Source organism: Vibrio sp. QJM3NY_15 (genome assembly GCF_057785995.1).
The window spans coordinates 247,458-262,128 of record NZ_CM173518.1 but is presented as its reverse complement, the minus strand read 5'-3'; the positions used below and the strand labels follow the sequence as shown (position 1 = coordinate 262,128).

Annotated in this window: 16 protein-coding genes; 7 read left to right on the top strand and 9 right to left on the bottom strand. The window is 44.6% G+C overall.

Annotated elements, in window-relative coordinates:
• Positions 1 to 63: 63 nt before the first annotated feature.
• A complete protein-coding gene (locus tag AC3CKG_RS17645) occupies positions 64 to 498 on the bottom strand; it encodes a MarR family winged helix-turn-helix transcriptional regulator (RefSeq protein ID WP_004729905.1) in 435 nt (144 codons plus the stop codon).
• A gap of 97 nt (positions 499 to 595) precedes the next feature.
• On the opposite strand from AC3CKG_RS17645, the gene AC3CKG_RS17640 reads away from it, so the two are divergent.
• The 4 genes from AC3CKG_RS17640 to AC3CKG_RS17625 all read left to right on the top strand — a co-directional run bounded on the left by AC3CKG_RS17640 (position 596) and on the right by AC3CKG_RS17625 (position 3,937).
• Positions 596 to 1,087 (top strand): DUF2798 domain-containing protein, encoded by a 492-nt coding sequence (locus AC3CKG_RS17640; protein ID WP_102579576.1) that lies wholly within the window; start codon positions 596 to 598, stop codon positions 1,085 to 1,087.
• Positions 1,088 to 1,121: 34 nt separating this feature from the next.
• A complete protein-coding gene (locus AC3CKG_RS17635; protein WP_102559173.1) occupies positions 1,122 to 1,427 on the top strand; it encodes a DUF3861 domain-containing protein in 306 nt (101 codons plus the stop codon).
• 195 nt (positions 1,428 to 1,622) lie between these two features.
• Entirely contained in the window at positions 1,623 to 2,387 is a 765-nt protein-coding gene (locus AC3CKG_RS17630) for a hydratase (RefSeq protein ID WP_488529671.1), read from the top strand.
• A gap of 191 nt (positions 2,388 to 2,578) precedes the next feature.
• On the top strand, positions 2,579 to 3,937 hold the full coding sequence (locus AC3CKG_RS17625) for a Na+/H+ antiporter NhaC family protein (RefSeq protein ID WP_488529670.1): 1,359 nt from the start codon (positions 2,579 to 2,581) through the stop codon (positions 3,935 to 3,937).
• A 105-nt stretch (positions 3,938 to 4,042) separates the two neighbouring features.
• Here AC3CKG_RS17625 and AC3CKG_RS17620 read toward each other — a convergent pair whose 3' ends face one another.
• A complete protein-coding gene (locus AC3CKG_RS17620) occupies positions 4,043 to 4,603 on the bottom strand; it encodes a cysteine hydrolase family protein (RefSeq protein ID WP_488529669.1) in 561 nt (186 codons plus the stop codon).
• A gap of 89 nt (positions 4,604 to 4,692) precedes the next feature.
• On the opposite strand from AC3CKG_RS17620, the gene AC3CKG_RS17615 reads away from it, so the two are divergent.
• Together AC3CKG_RS17615 and AC3CKG_RS17610 are read left to right on the top strand one after the other, a co-directional pair.
• Positions 4,693 to 5,625: a GlxA family transcriptional regulator gene (locus AC3CKG_RS17615; protein ID WP_488529668.1), complete on the top strand. Its 933-nt coding sequence runs from the start codon at positions 4,693 to 4,695 to the stop codon at positions 5,623 to 5,625.
• Between the two features lie 110 nt (positions 5,626 to 5,735).
• Positions 5,736 to 6,803, top strand: a complete 1,068-nt coding sequence (locus AC3CKG_RS17610) for a helix-turn-helix domain-containing protein (RefSeq protein WP_488529667.1) — start codon at positions 5,736 to 5,738, stop codon at positions 6,801 to 6,803.
• 20 nt (positions 6,804 to 6,823) lie between these two features.
• On the opposite strand, the gene AC3CKG_RS17605 is transcribed toward AC3CKG_RS17610, so the two are convergent.
• The 4 genes from AC3CKG_RS17605 to AC3CKG_RS17590 all read right to left on the bottom strand — a co-directional run bounded on the left by AC3CKG_RS17605 (position 6,824) and on the right by AC3CKG_RS17590 (position 11,742).
• Positions 6,824 to 7,837 carry an alpha/beta hydrolase family protein gene (locus AC3CKG_RS17605; protein WP_488529666.1) on the bottom strand — a complete coding sequence of 338 codons (1,014 nt, stop codon included), beginning with the start codon at positions 7,835 to 7,837 and terminating at the stop codon, positions 6,824 to 6,826.
• A gap of 126 nt (positions 7,838 to 7,963) precedes the next feature.
• A complete protein-coding gene (locus AC3CKG_RS17600) occupies positions 7,964 to 9,160 on the bottom strand; it encodes a multidrug effflux MFS transporter (protein WP_488529665.1) in 1,197 nt (398 codons plus the stop codon).
• Between the two features lie 286 nt (positions 9,161 to 9,446).
• The gene (locus tag AC3CKG_RS17595; RefSeq protein ID WP_065105314.1) at positions 9,447 to 9,827 is read right to left on the bottom strand and encodes a hypothetical protein; all 381 of its coding nucleotides are present in this window, start codon (positions 9,825 to 9,827) and stop codon (positions 9,447 to 9,449) included.
• Positions 9,828 to 10,029: 202 nt separating this feature from the next.
• Positions 10,030 to 11,742 carry an RluA family pseudouridine synthase gene (locus AC3CKG_RS17590; protein WP_488529664.1) on the bottom strand — a complete coding sequence of 571 codons (1,713 nt, stop codon included), beginning with the start codon at positions 11,740 to 11,742 and terminating at the stop codon, positions 10,030 to 10,032.
• 314 nt (positions 11,743 to 12,056) lie between these two features.
• On the opposite strand from AC3CKG_RS17590, the gene AC3CKG_RS17585 reads away from it, so the two are divergent.
• Complete coding sequence (locus AC3CKG_RS17585) at positions 12,057 to 12,509, top strand: NUDIX hydrolase (protein ID WP_488529663.1); 453 nt, start codon at positions 12,057 to 12,059, stop codon at positions 12,507 to 12,509.
• 17 nt (positions 12,510 to 12,526) lie between these two features.
• On the opposite strand, the gene AC3CKG_RS17580 is transcribed toward AC3CKG_RS17585, so the two are convergent.
• The 3 genes from AC3CKG_RS17580 to AC3CKG_RS17570 all read right to left on the bottom strand — a co-directional run bounded on the left by AC3CKG_RS17580 (position 12,527) and on the right by AC3CKG_RS17570 (position 14,012).
• The gene (locus AC3CKG_RS17580) at positions 12,527 to 12,964 is read right to left on the bottom strand and encodes a bifunctional diaminohydroxyphosphoribosylaminopyrimidine deaminase/5-amino-6-(5-phosphoribosylamino)uracil reductase RibD (protein WP_488529662.1); all 438 of its coding nucleotides are present in this window, start codon (positions 12,962 to 12,964) and stop codon (positions 12,527 to 12,529) included.
• A gap of 206 nt (positions 12,965 to 13,170) precedes the next feature.
• Positions 13,171 to 13,725 carry a nucleotidyltransferase family protein gene (locus AC3CKG_RS17575; RefSeq protein ID WP_488529661.1) on the bottom strand — a complete coding sequence of 185 codons (555 nt, stop codon included), beginning with the start codon at positions 13,723 to 13,725 and terminating at the stop codon, positions 13,171 to 13,173.
• Positions 13,725 to 14,012 (bottom strand): putative quinol monooxygenase, encoded by a 288-nt coding sequence (locus AC3CKG_RS17570; protein WP_488529660.1) that lies wholly within the window; start codon positions 14,010 to 14,012, stop codon positions 13,725 to 13,727. Before AC3CKG_RS17570 ends, AC3CKG_RS17575 begins: the two co-directional genes overlap by 1 nt.
• Positions 14,013 to 14,671 lie beyond the last annotated feature (659 nt).

Sequence of the window (14,671 nt, the reverse complement as noted above, 5' to 3'; positions counted from 1 at the left end):
CGTCTTACGATTCGGTGGCGTTTTTGCTTTTTGACACGAGTGGCTTATTCGAAAGGGCTTCTTCTACTTAGAGCAACTTTCGAGATTCTTAGCCATTTTGTTCGCGATTTTTCGGAACTGTTCTAACTCATCGTCGGCCATGCCTTTGGTCATTCTCTGCAGCATCTCTCGATCAATATTCGATACCTTACTCATGATCTCTTGACCCTTATCGGTCAGAACCAATAACTGGCTGCGCTTGTCTTCTGGGTTCGGAGATTTCTTCACAAGTTCCTGACTGATCAAAGCGTTAATCAATCGAGTGACCTGTGCTTTATCGCGATTTAGGAAGTGTGCGATATCGATAGCCGTACATGGAGACTTCTTGGTAATGATCTTCATGACGCGAATGTTCATTGGTGCGATCTCAGAGTCCAAGCTCTCAATCTGCTCGCTCATTTGACGTTTCAAAGAGTGCACTAAGCGAAAGATAGACTCTAGTGATGTGTTATCAGACATAAACGATCCTCAGGAAAGTAGTTGACATTATCAACCACTATATTTATAGTTGACATTATCAACTTAATTGTTCGTAAATTCAAGGCAGGAAATAGATATGACGATTCAAGCAACACTAACGCCAACTCTTCCTGAGCAAAAAGGCACACCCGTTTTATACAAAATTATGGTCATGATGAGCTTAATGCTAACCATTGGCGGCAGCTTAACGGCCGTGATGACCTACATGAATGTCGGATTCGGTGAGGCATTCATCGGCAAATGGCTCTCTTCGTTAGCCCTAGTTGTCGTGATTATGATGCCAATTGGCATGGTGATGATGACTTTGGTGACTAAGTTGGTCGCCAAGGTATTACCCAATTATGGTGAGAAAGCTCGCAACCTAATCGTGGGATTGATTATGGCTTTTATCATGGAGTCCATCATGGCATTTGTAACAGCGGCAAATAACATTGGATTTTCGGATACATCGGCGTTTACCAGTGGATGGTTTAATGGATTTATTGCAGCGCTTCCTATTGGCCTTACGATCATGGTCGTGATGTCGATGACGGTTAAACCTAAGCTCGAACGATTCATGAAGAGCTAGCCAACACACTTTTTAAGCATTGTAGGAGATCCACATGACAGCATTCACAGGCAAACATAACAACTACCGCATCACTATCGAAGAAGTGAACATCAAAGAAGATCGTGAACTGCAAACCATGCAGTTTGAAGTTGAAGACAGAGAAAACATGTTCGCGATTGTTGAGAAGATCAAACAAGACAGCGGTTTAGACGAGCAATCTGCAGCGCGATTAGGGGTGAGCATTCGCTTACTTGGCCCAATGATGATGCAAGATAGAAAGCACCCTCTGTTTGTTGATTTCATGCCTCACTTTAGAAACTTCATGCAAAACCTCAAGAAGACGTTGAAAGGGCAGTAAAGCCTAATCATCAGTAACACACCGAAAAACCAGTAATGAATTTACTGGCTTAAATCAACATAGTTTCAGTTGTTTGCGTCTAGAATATGCGGAAATTAATGGCTGAATTTGCGGTGTTGCTTCGTTGCTTAATTGTCTATTCAAGCTTCAAGAAATCCGATACTATACTGGTCATAAAAATAAAGGTGGTATTATATGACAAATGTATTTAGGCAAGCAGCTGAAGAACTGCTAAGTCGCCGCGTTGCGGGAACCAAAGCACCAAGATTGGACGAACAGTACCGTCCGAATAACTTGGAAGATGCGCTAAAGATCCAATCATCAATGATCGATCTCAAGAGCGACAAGGTCGGTGGTTGGAAGTGTTTGCTTCCTTTAGCTGAAGACAAGTTCATTGTTGCGCCAATCTTCTCGGGCAGCGTTCAACAAGGCGAAGTTTGTGAACTGTTTGCAGACAACGACGTAGTACGTGTTGAGCCTGAAATTGCATTTACGCTTGCTAAGAGCCTACCAGCAAACCAAGAAGGTTACAGCGAAGCGCAAATCAATGACGCTATTGGTTCTTGCCATATGGCACTTGAGCTGATGCAGTCTCGCTTTGCTGATGACAGCGGTGCTGAGTTCTACGAAAAGCTTGCCGATGGCCTAGTAAACCAAGGTCTGTTCATTGGCCCAGAGATTGACCGTGAAAAAGCGTTCACTTCTGCTGAGATCAACATTGAAGTGACCCAAGGCGAACAAGTTCAAGCGTTCGCAGGTAAGCACCCAAATACATTACCGCCAAGCCCAATTTACTGGCTGATTAACTATATGACTCGTCGTGGCGTAGATTTCCAAGCAGGTGAAGCAATCATAACGGGTTCTTACTGCGGTATCGTAGAGATGGGATTCGATAAGCCAACGACCTTCCATTACGAAGGCATTGGTGAATACCAAGTGACGTTCAAGCAAAAGTTGTAAAGCTTGTTATCTACATGATCTGTTATCTAAAGGCTGCTTACTTGGTTAGTAAGTAGCCTTTTCTATTATGTGATGTTCAATGGCGTGCTTATTACTTTGCATTAAATTGGGCGTTTAGACGTCTAGACGTTGACAAGCTCTAAGTGTGACATTAGTCTGCTCACCTTCCTGTTCTATTGCGTTGATGTTCCATGTCCAATTCGAAAAATTCTAATGCGGTAATTGCCCCTTCGGCAGTTGCGCTTATCCCTCTGATCGTGTTCCTAGCGCTGTTTATTGGTGTAGGTACGTACTTGTCACTGCAAGGCGTCGATTTTGCTTTCTATCAGCTTCCAGCTCCGATTGCGGCTTTGCCTGCAGTGATGCTAGCGTTGTTGCTAAGCAAAGATAAATTGAACCGTGCTATCGAACAGTTCTTAGGTGGAGTAGGTCACAAAGACATTATCGCAATGTGTATGATCTACCTATTGGCGGGTGCTTTTGCGGCTGTGGCTAAAGCGTCTGGTGGCGTTGACGCGACCGTAAACCTAGGTCTATCGGCGATTCCGACAAGCATGATTCTACCGGGTATCTTCCTAATTTCAGCTTTCATCGCGACAGCAATGGGTACGTCGATGGGTACTATCGCTGCGGTTGCCCCTGTTGCGTTAGGCATTGCAGATTCAGCAGGCATGAGCATTCCACTGACGGCTGGTGTTGTTTTAAGTGGCGCGATGTTTGGTGACAACCTGTCTATTATCTCTGATACCACGATTGCCGCGACCCGTTCGCAAGGCTGTGAGATGAGAGACAAGTTTAAAGAGAACATCCGCATTGCACTGCCTGCTGCTCTTATCGCGATCGTTATCTTTGCTTTCAACAGCACGGCAACTCAAGTGCCTGAAACGGGTCCAATTGAGTGGCTAAAAGTACTGCCGTACATCACCATCCTGATTCTTGCGGTATCGGGCATGAATGTGTTCGTTGTGCTGACGATTGGTATCTTGCTGGCGGGTGGTGTGAGCCTAGGTTCTGTTGAGAACTACGGTATGACTGATTACGCTCAAGATATCTATGCAGGCTTCGGTAATATGCAGGAAATCTTCCTACTGTCGATGCTAATTGGTGGTTTGAGTGAGCTAATGCGTCGTCAAGGTGGATTGGCGTTTCTGACTAACTTGGTAAGCGGTGTGATTCGTGCGTTTGGCTCTTCACACTCTAAGCAAGCGAATGGCCGTGCGAGTGAGCTAGGCATTGCTGGCTTGGTATCTATGGTTAACGTGTGTACTGCAAACAACACAGTAGCGATTATTGTGTCTGGTAGTGTGGCTCGTCAGTTGGCTGAAGAGAACAATGTGTCTCCACGTCGTTCTGCAAGTTTGTTGGATATCTTCTCTTGTGTGATTCAAGGCGTGTTGCCTTACGGTGCGCAGGTATTGCTATTAGGTTCGGTATTTAACCTATCGCCTTTGGATATTGTAGCTAACTCGTACTACTGTTTTGCTCTTGCAATCGTGGCTGTGGTTGCTGTGTTTATCAAACACCCGGCACGCCAAGTGGCTAACGCTTAGTTGTAATTGTCCAAACTCAGTCGTAACTGGCTTCGATAAGAAGGCTCCTTAATAGGAGCCTTTTTTGTGTTTGTAATGAACAGATTGAAAATTTCGGCGTACTTGTTAAAGAATACTTTCAAGCTCACTGGCCGTTGCGACATTGCAGTAACCAAAGCTAAGCGCTGCCATGAATGCGGCATGGACATGCGCTGCTGGAACCTTAACGCCATTGAACTCCATGTCTAAGGTTGTGCAAGCGTCATGCGCTACGTGGCATTCATAGCCTAAGTCGGTTGCTGCACGAGTTACAGCATCGATACACATGTGGCTCATTGCGCCAACGATGATCAGCTTTTCAACGCCTTGCTCTTTTAGCACCTTGTTCAGTTCGGTGTCTCTAAAGCTATTGATTTGATGCTTTACGATGACTGGCTCGCTTTCTAGCGGAGTCACGCTGCTGTGGATTTGAGCACCGTCTGATTCTGGCAAGAAGAAAGGAGCATCATTCGTCGGAAACTCATGACGTACATGAACCACAGGAAATTGCTTGTCTCTGAAAGCGGATAATAACTGTGCACCTTTTTCGGCTGCTTTCTCTGTTTTAGACAGCGCCCATTTTGCACCTTCGTATGAAGGGAAATAGTCATTTTGAAAGTCGATAAGTAGCAGGGCTGTGTTCTTCATAGTCTATACCTTTGTATTTAGTGTGTTGCGGTGTAGGGATATTATGAATACTCTGTAGTTTTTATCGCACGTCAAAAATGACAGACTCTATGGCAATAGTGACAAAATCAGTAATGGTCGAAATCATCGACTATCCAGGCTCTCTGCAAAGTGCCGTGTTTGGCGTGAAAGAGTTTCTGCAGATGGCAAATTCTCTTGAACCTTCGGCTAAGAAGACTCAATTCAACGTTCAGATCCAAGCGCATGACAGTGTTAGCGTGTCGAACGCCGATATCATCATACTCCCACCGAATTTAGATGGTTGTTACTATCTAGAGCCGAGTGACACCTTGCTTGAGTACCTGATTGAGTCTCACCAAAGGGGGGCGATACTTTGTTCAGCTTGTGCAGGCGTGTTCATTTTGGCAAAAACAGGTTTGTTAGAAGGGCGAACCGTGACCACACACTGGCAAGCGCAGCAGAAGTTTACGGAGCTTTACCCACAGATCGCAGTCGATATCGACAAAATCTTGATTGATGATACGGATGTGATGACCGCTGGTGGTTTGATGTCGTGGATGGATCTCGCTTTGTTTATCCTGACCAAATACACGACACCGACCAACACTCGTAATCTAGGTAAATATTTGGTGCTTGATACGGGGTTGAGAGAGCAACGTTACTATCAGAGCTTTGTGCCGAACTATGCTCACGGCAATGATAAGATTGTCTCGGTGCAGCGTTTTATTCAAAAGAACCATCACCTTTCGTTGTCTCTTGATCAATTGGCTGAAGAAGCGTTTATGACTCGAAGAACCTTTATTCGTCAATTTACCAAGGCGACCAGTTTTACGCCGATTAACTATATCCAACACGTACGTATTCAAAGTGCATGTGAGTTATTGGAAAGCTCCCATAAATCGGTTGAGCAGATCAGCTACCTAGTTGGTTATGAGGACGTAAATAGCTTTCGTAAGGTCTTCATGAAAATCATTGGCTTAACACCATCAAGATTTCGTTCTAGATTTCTCTCTGAGGAATGATTTACCATAGATTGATATTCATTACTTATCACTCGCATTGATTCAATGGTTTACTTACGGAATAGGTGACGTGATATTGAAATGATCTTTTCTCGAACATAAATGGAATTTTGATGCTTGCCATTCCCTTGCCATTTGTTGCTGCGCTGTTGTTATTTATCACGGCTGTTTTGCTTCGATATCGTTACCCACAAACAAGCCAAAAACCGTTTTGGTTTATTATGTTGTGTGCGTTGATGATTACTGTTGTTGGGTTACGTTGGACGTTTGATATTGCACTGTTCCGTTTCTTACAACCGGTTCTAGGGGCAAGTGTACCGGTGGCTGCATGGCTCTGCTTTACGGGAGCTCATCGAAGTAAACCTTTGTCTCTTTTGCATTGCTTAGGCCCAGTGGTTGTTCTGGTTAGCTCCTTTTCTTATTCGTATATTTGGGGGGGAACGATTGATCTATTGTTGATCTCGCTATATCTCGGCTATGGCTGCTTGTTGTTGAAATCATCGTTTAACTTCCCAGAGCACGTCAGGCTGAGTGATGTATCGAATGTTTTGCTTGCTGAACGTGTTGCTGGTTTTGCTTTGCTGTTTTCAGCTCTCGTGGACGGTATTATCTCGTATGATATTTTGCTGCTTAACGCACAACACACCGACTTAATTCTGTCTATTGGTTACCTAGTTCTTATTCCCGCAATTGTTGGGGCTGTAGTCGTTGTGAGTACTAGCTCGGCACCAATTCAGGAACAAACCCAACAGCAGAGTGAACTGACAGCGCCAAACCATTATCCTGAAGTAATTGATGTATCTGCGATATCGTCGACAAGCCAAAAAGTAGATGAAGAAGTCACGCAGATAGTCGCTAAGTTTGATGCATTAATGAAGGATCATCAGGTGTTTAAAGATCCAGATTTGTCCCTGAATCGAGTGGCGAGAAAGCTAGGTATCCCAGCTCGAAAAATATCGTCTGCGGTTAATCAAACTCACCACCAGAACATTTCAAAGGTGATTAACGCCTATCGAATAGAGCACGCTAAGACTCTCCTGATGCAAAGTGATGAAGCGGTAACTGATATCTTCCTTAGTTCCGGCTTTCAGACCAAGTCCAATTTCAATCGCGAGTTTTCAAGGATAACTGGGCAAACTCCGAGTGAGTATCGAAGTTCGCCACAAGTGTTAGATTGAGTGTGTTTGCTTTCCGTTTATCAATTCAGAAAGCTAACGATGTCGTTTAAGATCAATTGATGCAGCTGGTCGCGTGATGTGCCAACGCCATCTTTACAAATAATGCCATCACCCGGCACTTCCTCTTCAAGCATCGGTACTGCCCCAGGTTTGCATTGTTGAATGAAACTGAAGTGAGTGGCGTTTTCGTAGACTTTGTATTGTCTCGAACTAATAGGTATATGCTCCGCCATGTAGCCAGATTCTAATGCCTGAGGTAGGTCTCCAATATCAATCCCAGCCGCCAATATTAAGATTGGCACTGTAATGTCATTTAAGCTGCCGACTGAGAAGCTCCGTGCAAGCCCTAGATCAAGGCTAACTACACGTTGAATTCGAGGGTCTGAAAGGTCTTTATTGCTTGGTTCTGAGGGTTGGACTTGTGATAGCCCTAATTCATCAGATAGTCCACAAGTTCGTGGGTTCGGGTATACCAAACAATTAGCTTCAAAGGTTGGTCTATCCAATTTAGCGCCAGCTAATTGCATTACGGTCCAGCCACCTAGAGAGTGTCCGATTGCGGTAACATTTTCAGCGTTAGCAAATTGCTTCCACGGGGTTTCGGATAACAAGTAGTCCAGAATTCGTGACACATCTCTTGGCCTTTCCCACCATTTCGCCGCTTGCTCTGGAGATTGGTCGAAAGAAGTGCTTCCCAGATGGTCAGTGGCCGCTACGATGTAGCCACGACTCGCAAGTTCGGTCGCCAACCAGTTTTGGTTTCGCCAGTTTCCTCGGTAACCGTGTGATAACAGTACTATTGGAAAAGTGCCGGATTGAATCTCTCCATCTTTGATGACTTGCGTACCGATGAAGGCTGGGTTATCGCCAATCAAGGTTGTGTCTGATGCATCTTGTGTGGGATACCAAATGGAAGTGTTTAGCGGGCGGTTAGGATCGTCAGTTAGGGTGACTTGAGTGAATCCGACATCGGAAGCGATGGCAGAAGTACAAAAGGAAAGCAGGGATGCGAACAGTAAATGTGCCCATTTCATGAGGTTTACTCTAATTGAGGGAATTGGAGCCAATATGCGCTAAAGCCAGTGAGGGCGAGACCTCAAACACGATCGAGGACGCCCTAAATCGTGTTTGAGTACAAAACTTAGCTATTTTGGATGTGCCTAATTCAGTTTCTTAGTCACGCACTCTTTGTTTCTGACCATCAGCCACATCAAGCCGCCTAGGATTCCCACCGATAATTGGATAAAGCCTAGGTTTTCAATTAACGAATCTGGGCGGATTGAAACCAAAACCATACCAAGTGAACCACAAATCATGCTGAAGAACTGAATCAATGCGACGGCAGATCCTGTGTCATGATCTTGCTGGTTCAACATTAAGTTGGTGCCCGGTACTCGCATGATGATAACCATCAGCGTCGCTGGTGCTGCGATAAACATAAAGAACCAAGGTGACAAACCACCGACTGTCAGCGTAAAGATTCCGGCAATCGCCAGTAGAGCAAAACACGCTGAAATCACTTTTTGAACCGACACTCGGTAGGACAACTTCATATAAAGCGTTGGCCCAAATGAGGCACATAATGCATTGAACGCGAAAGCGTAACTGAATTGCTGCTCGGTCAACCCGAAGTCATTGATGTAGATATAAGAACCTGCGGCAAGAAAGCCCATTAGCGCCATTGGTGTGATAGAAAAAATAACCAGCAGTTTTATGAATGAGCGGTTTTTCATGACCACGGCCAGTCTTCCCCATGAGCGGAAAATGGAGCCTTGGTATTTGCTTTCAAGCGTCTCTCGGTAGCAAAGCGCCAATACTGATGCGAATGAGCCAAAAATAGCGAGAGTGACGAACATCATTCGCCAAGACGCTATTTTCAGCAGGAAAGCACCAAATACAGGCGCGACCATCGGTGCGATGATCACCAACGACATGATAGTTGCCATGATCTTTTCACGTTCTCGGCCGTCATAAAGGTCTTTCACAATGGCGGTTGCGATAACGGTGATAGCACTGCCCGCAAAGGCTTGAAATATACGGGCACCAATCAACTGCTCGATGCTATTGGTCATAGCACATAAGATGCTCGCCACCATATAGCTCGCGATGCCAATGAGTAGAATCGGCTTACGCCCGAACTTTTCGCTGAGTGGTCCCCAGAACAACAGGCCAACCGCATAGGTCACGAAGTAGCTGCTCAGGGTTAGGTTGACCATCGATTGGTCGGTATTGAACACCTCGACCATTTGTGGAAGGGCTGGCAAATACAAGTCGATGGTCAATGGAGGAAACGCACTGATGATGACGAGGAAAAATAGCATACCGGTCTTACCCAGTATTGGTTGTGGTTTCTTCAAGGTATTTCCCCGCTATCCAATAAAGGTTCTTAATGGATGTGATGTTGGCTTTCAGAAGGTTTAAGACACGCTAGACATGAAGGATGGATTCGCTCAAGAACTTGGCGGAAAATCTCTAATGGTTTGTCTTGGTACTTATTGTATTACAAAACATTATCACTCTTATAGTGAACGAGTTCAACCTGTTAGTGGCTAGGCTGGATTGCAATGATGATTGATAGGTTGTAATGCGGATCGATAGTTTGTAATGCTTATCGAAAGCTTGTAGTGGCTGTGAGCTAGCTGGTTATCTTTTCTTTGGGCGCTTTTCTACCAAGCCGTTGCGTTCTAGGCCGCGTCTAACACTACTGCATAGCTTACCAAAACGGCGTAATTCTTCGAAGTTAGGGCCTTGGCCGATTGAAATACTGTGTTCCCAGTACATCAATTCACTGTCGACCATCTCCAATAATTTCTTAGAGCAACCAGAGCAGTTTCCTTTCGGTCCACAGATAAACGTCTCCGACTCATAAAGAGGGAGTTCGTTTTTAACTTCTTCAATCAGATTGAGCATTGCCGAGTTTAAGTCTGGCTTTTTGTCTGTGAGTGGTTTCAAGCTTAGTGCTTGCGAAGCGATCACGGAAGAAGTCGTTGTGTTGGGTTGTATATTCAAAGCAGCTGATGACATATCAAAGGCCTCAAGGAAAGAAGAAGAGGCGAATGCTACTCGTCACAAGAAAGTGAACCTTGATGTAGTGCAATAAGCGTGGAGAATTATCCGAAAGGGGTAGTAGAAAGAGGGAGGCAGAGTCACAAATGGTTTGTGACTCTGGTTTATCTCTTAGGCTTAACGCAGAAAATAATCTTAACGTAGAAAATAGGCTTAACGCTTAGAATTCAGCGTCGAACTGGAACTCCATCCACTCTTTGGTGACTGGGTGGTGCAGTGCTAGCCTTTCTGCGTGTAGGTGTAGTCGGTCGGCTTTGTTGCCGTATAAGCCATCACCCACGATAGGCATGTTAAGCCCTTCTTCATGTGAACAGTGAACACGTAATTGGTGTGTGCGGCCTGTTTTAGGGTGCAGATAAACCTTAGTGGTGTCTTGGTTTCGCTCAATCACTTCCCATTTCGTTTCAGCAGGCTTGCCGTGTTCGAAGCAGACAATCTGACGAGGACGATCGTATAAGTCTCCACGCAGTGGTAAGCGAACATAGCCTTCATCTTGCTCTAAAACGCCTTCTATCATTGCCACGTAACGCTTCTCAACTTCACGAGTAATGAACTGCTTCTGTAAGCTTTTGTTCGCACGTCGTGTAAGCGCAAATATTAGAATGCCAGAGGTCGCCATATCCAAGCGGTGGATAACAAATGGCCCTTCAACATCGGGATGCATTTCTTGAACGCGAGTGTAGGCCGAATCTTTTATGGTTTTACCCGGAACGGATAGAAAACCTGCTGGTTTGTGTACCACAACGATGTGATCGTCTTGGAATAAGATATCCAGCTCTTTGCCTTCTGCTGGGTTCTCTAGCAATGGGTTGGGATCGACTTCTAAGCCTTTCATCATGTGGCCTAAAATCGGTACACACTTACTTTGGCAAGAGGCGTAGTATTTTTTGTGTTTACGGATCTCCGATTTCGGTGAACGACCCCACCAAAATTCAGCCAGTGCCAATGGTGTGTAACCGTTTAAATACGCGTATTGCAGAAGTTTGGGTGCGGCACACTCGCCAGAACCTGCTGGTGGTATCTTGTTTGGCGTGTCTTCAAAGATCTGGTTGAGATCCTCAATGTTACCTTCCGCATTCTGGAAAGCGTATTGTGAAAACAGTTTGTGCTGAAGCTGATGAGAAAGGTGCGCTCTTTGCTCTTTTAGTTCAGCTAATTGATTAGTGAACACATCAACTTTGATTTGTAACTCGTTTAGGATCTGTTCCCAGTTGAGCTTAAGATATTTGTGCTGATTTTTGTCGGCAACACTGGCCTTGTTTAACTCGTTATTTAGCTGTTCGAAGGCTTGCTCATCAAGTTTTTCTTTACCTTGTTCACGCTGTTCTTTACGTGTTTTTCGGCCTTCTATAATTAATAAACGCTGAGCTTCAATCTCTTGTTCAGCTTGTGCTTTTTGTTGTGCCAGTTGCTCGCACAGTTCAAGGTAATCAGCGTTTGCTTGCAGCGCTTTAAATTTCGCATTCACAGCCATCATGTCGGCTGTGTCTTGATGGAAAAAGCTGTCGCTGCTCAACATGTCGAATACGGGTGGCACAAAGTGAGGCAGTAGGTTTTGGTCGGCGATTTTTCCAGAGAAAGCAGAGAAGTAACCAAGCTCACTTTCTGGGCTTTTCACCAGTAACACACCAAACATTTTGCCGCGGCCAGCGTCAGAATCCAGTCCGAAGTCATGCTGCCAGTCGGTTTGAGTTTCTAGATATTGTTGAAGCTGATGAGAGGCGATTTCACACAGTGGGTGCGGTTCGTAGTAGAACGGGAATGTGAAACGCTCAGGCAACGAATATGACTCGATCGGCTGTTGAAAACGAGTGAAGCAATGCTCAGGAGTATGGCTGTTTTCTGAGTCGTGCGTTGATTTTGATGAGTGCATAGTCGTATTAATACTTATATCGTGGTGATAAATGGTTGTGAGTCTACTGTGTGAGAGTCTAAAAACTGATGCGCTAAAAACAAAAGTGAAGAAACACAGTACAAGGCGGCGATTCTACTCTTTATCGAAATACGCCTCAAATAAGAATCGCTCAATGACTGGGTACAAAGGTTGTTATTAGATATACAAACCTCAAGAGTTGCGCTTGATGTTTACAAATTGATGAGTGGCCTCTCGTTTTTAATCAAAGAAGACAACTTCACAAACGAAGGGTGGTAGCCTTGCCGCCCTCTTGCTCAATCTAAGGTAACGTTATGATTCCACTCAATACTTCGATTGTATCCGGTGTCGCAATTTCTGAGATCGACGGACAAACGAAAATGCTATTAATGAAACGTGTGAAAGGCGAGTTTTGGTGCCATGTCGCAGGCTCGATTGAAGCGGGTGAAACAGGTTGGCAGGCTATCGTGCGCGAGTTTGAAGAAGAGACCCAAATTAAAGTGGAAGCTTTGTATAACGCGCAGTTTCTGGAGCAGTTTTACGAGGCTCACGTTAATGTGATTCAGCTAATCCCAGTGTTTGCGGTGCTATGCTCGCCCAACCAAACGATTGAACTGAATGACGAACATACAGAGTACCGCTGGTGCGATTTAGAGGAAGCGAAAGCACTTGCACCGTTCCCCAACCAACATGCCGTCTACGATCATATTTGGTCGTATTTTGTCGATAAGTCAGTCAATCCGCTTTATCGAGTCAAATTGAGCTAGCGTTGGCTGTTTAAGAACTAAGATTTACCAAGATACGGGGTTAGAAAAGCGCTCACTTGTTCTTGGCATAGCCCTACATCGACTTTCACGCCGTGCGACTCGAGTATCGCCACACCACGACCATTATTGCGAGGGTCTGGGTCTAGCATCGCCACTACTACGTGTTTTACACCTGCTTTAACCAATGTATTGGCACAAGCGGGTGTTCTGCCAACAAATGAACATGGCTCTAAAGTTACGTAAGCGGTAACGCCTTCCATTTCTCCGTCCGTTTCGCTGTCATAGCCATTCAGTGCTTCAATCTCGGCGTGGTTTCCACCGACCTTTTGCGTATATCCAACAGACACCACTTTATCGTTCCTAACCAAAACACAGCCCACTGGTGGGTTTGGTTGGCAATTGGGTAGGGCTTGGCGCGAAGCTTCAAGAGCTTGCAGCATGTATTGTTGGTTCATAGTCGTTACTCAGTATGACGAGAGAGCGCAGCAGTTAGTCGCCAGGCGCGGTTGATGAGTTAGTTACAAACTTACTAGGCTAATAAATTAATAAGCTAAGCAAGTGGGGGCATGTTCGATCTGATTGGGCTTTTAGTCAATGGTTTTCATTTTGAATCTGGCCGCTAGTTGACTGTAGCCGCTCATTAACTCACTGTGGCTAATCGTTAACTGTGATCAATCGTTAATTTGGGCCAATGAGTTAACCAGTTCTTAGACTGAACTCGTTGGTCAAACACGTCTTTGCTGCGATTGGGGTTCGGTGTGATCTTCAAATCAAACAAACTCTCTAAACCAAAAGCGGAAATACACTCGATTTCTCCTGTCGGGCTTTGCTTTACGGCGACGGCGGTTTCTTTCTCTGGCCAGTAACTCATCGCATCCAATGAACCTTGGTAAGGCTCATCCCCATTTCGAGCATGCATGCTGGCTTGATTGCGAACTTGCCAATTCAATTCAGGTAACCACTCTTGAAGCTGAGCCTCGTATCGAAGATCCGATTCGTAAGAGGTATCGTTGGGATCAAAGTAGATCACATCAATATCATTAAGTGGAGTCGGGGAGGCATAGTTATGTATTTGATCCCAAACGAGATTTCGCACAAAGCCCGCAGAAACATAGCACTGCGGTAAATTCAGTTGAGCGACACAGTCTAAAACCCTCATTCGCAAGGGATCTTGTTTGATCAATGTGATGATACGGTTGGCTAGCGGGTCAATCATTATGGTGTCGGAATATCGGTGATTTGGTAATGACGTGTCACGTTCTTGGAGGTTTCACCCCACTCAGAAGTTTTTACTCGCTGTTGGTGCGCTTCAAACGCCTCACGGCTAGTGAATTCTTCATAAACTTCAAAACGATTAGGTTGAAGTGAGCTTTGACTGACTCGAAACACGATACAACCGGGCTCTGAGAGTGTGAGTTCCTTATGAACAACCAGTGCTTGTGTGACGGCTTCTAGGTCGTTGTCTGGCACAAGAATATGCCCTTGTAGAATGACTTTACTCATGATCACGTCCATTTGATTTTATCCATTACTGTCTTTTTCTATTAAAAGCTCTTCCGTTACAAACATAATCCCATTTTGAGTTTGTGTCGTATAGGCTTATGTGAATAAAAAATAGTCAATACAAAAAGCACGCTAGTTACACTGTAACTCAGGTCGGGAGGAAAACAAGTATTACGCGAGAAAGGCCAGTTAATGGCAGGAGTAGGAAAGGCAAATTATTGGGAACTAAATCTGTGTTAGTCCGGTCTATTACATACGTATCACTGAACTGTATTGATACTGAAATGAATTTGTCATCTGAGATAACTAATCTAAATTTCGAACAACGGCTTAAGAGATTGAATTGAGCCATAGTTGATAACTAGGTCATACTTTGATGTAAATGGTACTCAAAACTCTATATATTTTGTGATTTGTATCATTGATCTGGCCGTCAAACACCGTTAGATTCGAATAGTTGGCAATAAAAATAGCTCATGAAGAGCAGTTAAAGAAAAGGAAATATCCCTTATGAAAAAAATGAGAAGAGCACAGCTTCATCGCGTTCGCATCCAATACTGGAAAGACACAGCGAAAGAAGCTTCAAAGAAATAAGCTTTAAATCGTAAAGCTTTAAAAAAGCTGAACAGCTTAATCAAATGTAAAACGCAACAAACCGA

Bases quoted from the DNA above. Each gene is read 5' to 3' on its own strand.
- AC3CKG_RS17605 (WP_488529666.1), bottom strand. From the start codon at position 7,837: ATGAAATGGGCACATTTACTGTTCGCATCCCTGCTTTCCTTTTGTACT.
- AC3CKG_RS17615 (WP_488529668.1), top strand. From the start codon at position 4,693: ATGGCAATAGTGACAAAATCAGTAATGGTCGAAATCATCGACTATCCA.
- AC3CKG_RS17640 (WP_102579576.1), top strand. From the start codon at position 596: ATGACGATTCAAGCAACACTAACGCCAACTCTTCCTGAGCAAAAAGGC.
- AC3CKG_RS17580 (WP_488529662.1), bottom strand. From the start codon at position 12,964: ATGAACCAACAATACATGCTGCAAGCTCTTGAAGCTTCGCGCCAAGCC.
- AC3CKG_RS17625 (WP_488529670.1), top strand. From the start codon at position 2,579: ATGTCCAATTCGAAAAATTCTAATGCGGTAATTGCCCCTTCGGCAGTT.
- AC3CKG_RS17635 (WP_102559173.1), top strand. From the start codon at position 1,122: ATGACAGCATTCACAGGCAAACATAACAACTACCGCATCACTATCGAA.
- AC3CKG_RS17570 (WP_488529660.1), bottom strand. From the start codon at position 14,012: ATGAGTAAAGTCATTCTACAAGGGCATATTCTTGTGCCAGACAACGAC.
- AC3CKG_RS17620 (WP_488529669.1), bottom strand. From the start codon at position 4,603: ATGAAGAACACAGCCCTGCTACTTATCGACTTTCAAAATGACTATTTC.
- AC3CKG_RS17645 (WP_004729905.1), bottom strand. From the start codon at position 498: ATGTCTGATAACACATCACTAGAGTCTATCTTTCGCTTAGTGCACTCT.
- AC3CKG_RS17585 (WP_488529663.1), top strand. From the start codon at position 12,057: ATGATTCCACTCAATACTTCGATTGTATCCGGTGTCGCAATTTCTGAG.
- AC3CKG_RS17590 (WP_488529664.1), bottom strand. From the start codon at position 11,742: ATGCACTCATCAAAATCAACGCACGACTCAGAAAACAGCCATACTCCT.
- AC3CKG_RS17630 (WP_488529671.1), top strand. From the start codon at position 1,623: ATGACAAATGTATTTAGGCAAGCAGCTGAAGAACTGCTAAGTCGCCGC.
- AC3CKG_RS17575 (WP_488529661.1), bottom strand. From the start codon at position 13,725: ATGATTGACCCGCTAGCCAACCGTATCATCACATTGATCAAACAAGAT.
- AC3CKG_RS17595 (WP_065105314.1), bottom strand. From the start codon at position 9,827: ATGTCATCAGCTGCTTTGAATATACAACCCAACACAACGACTTCTTCC.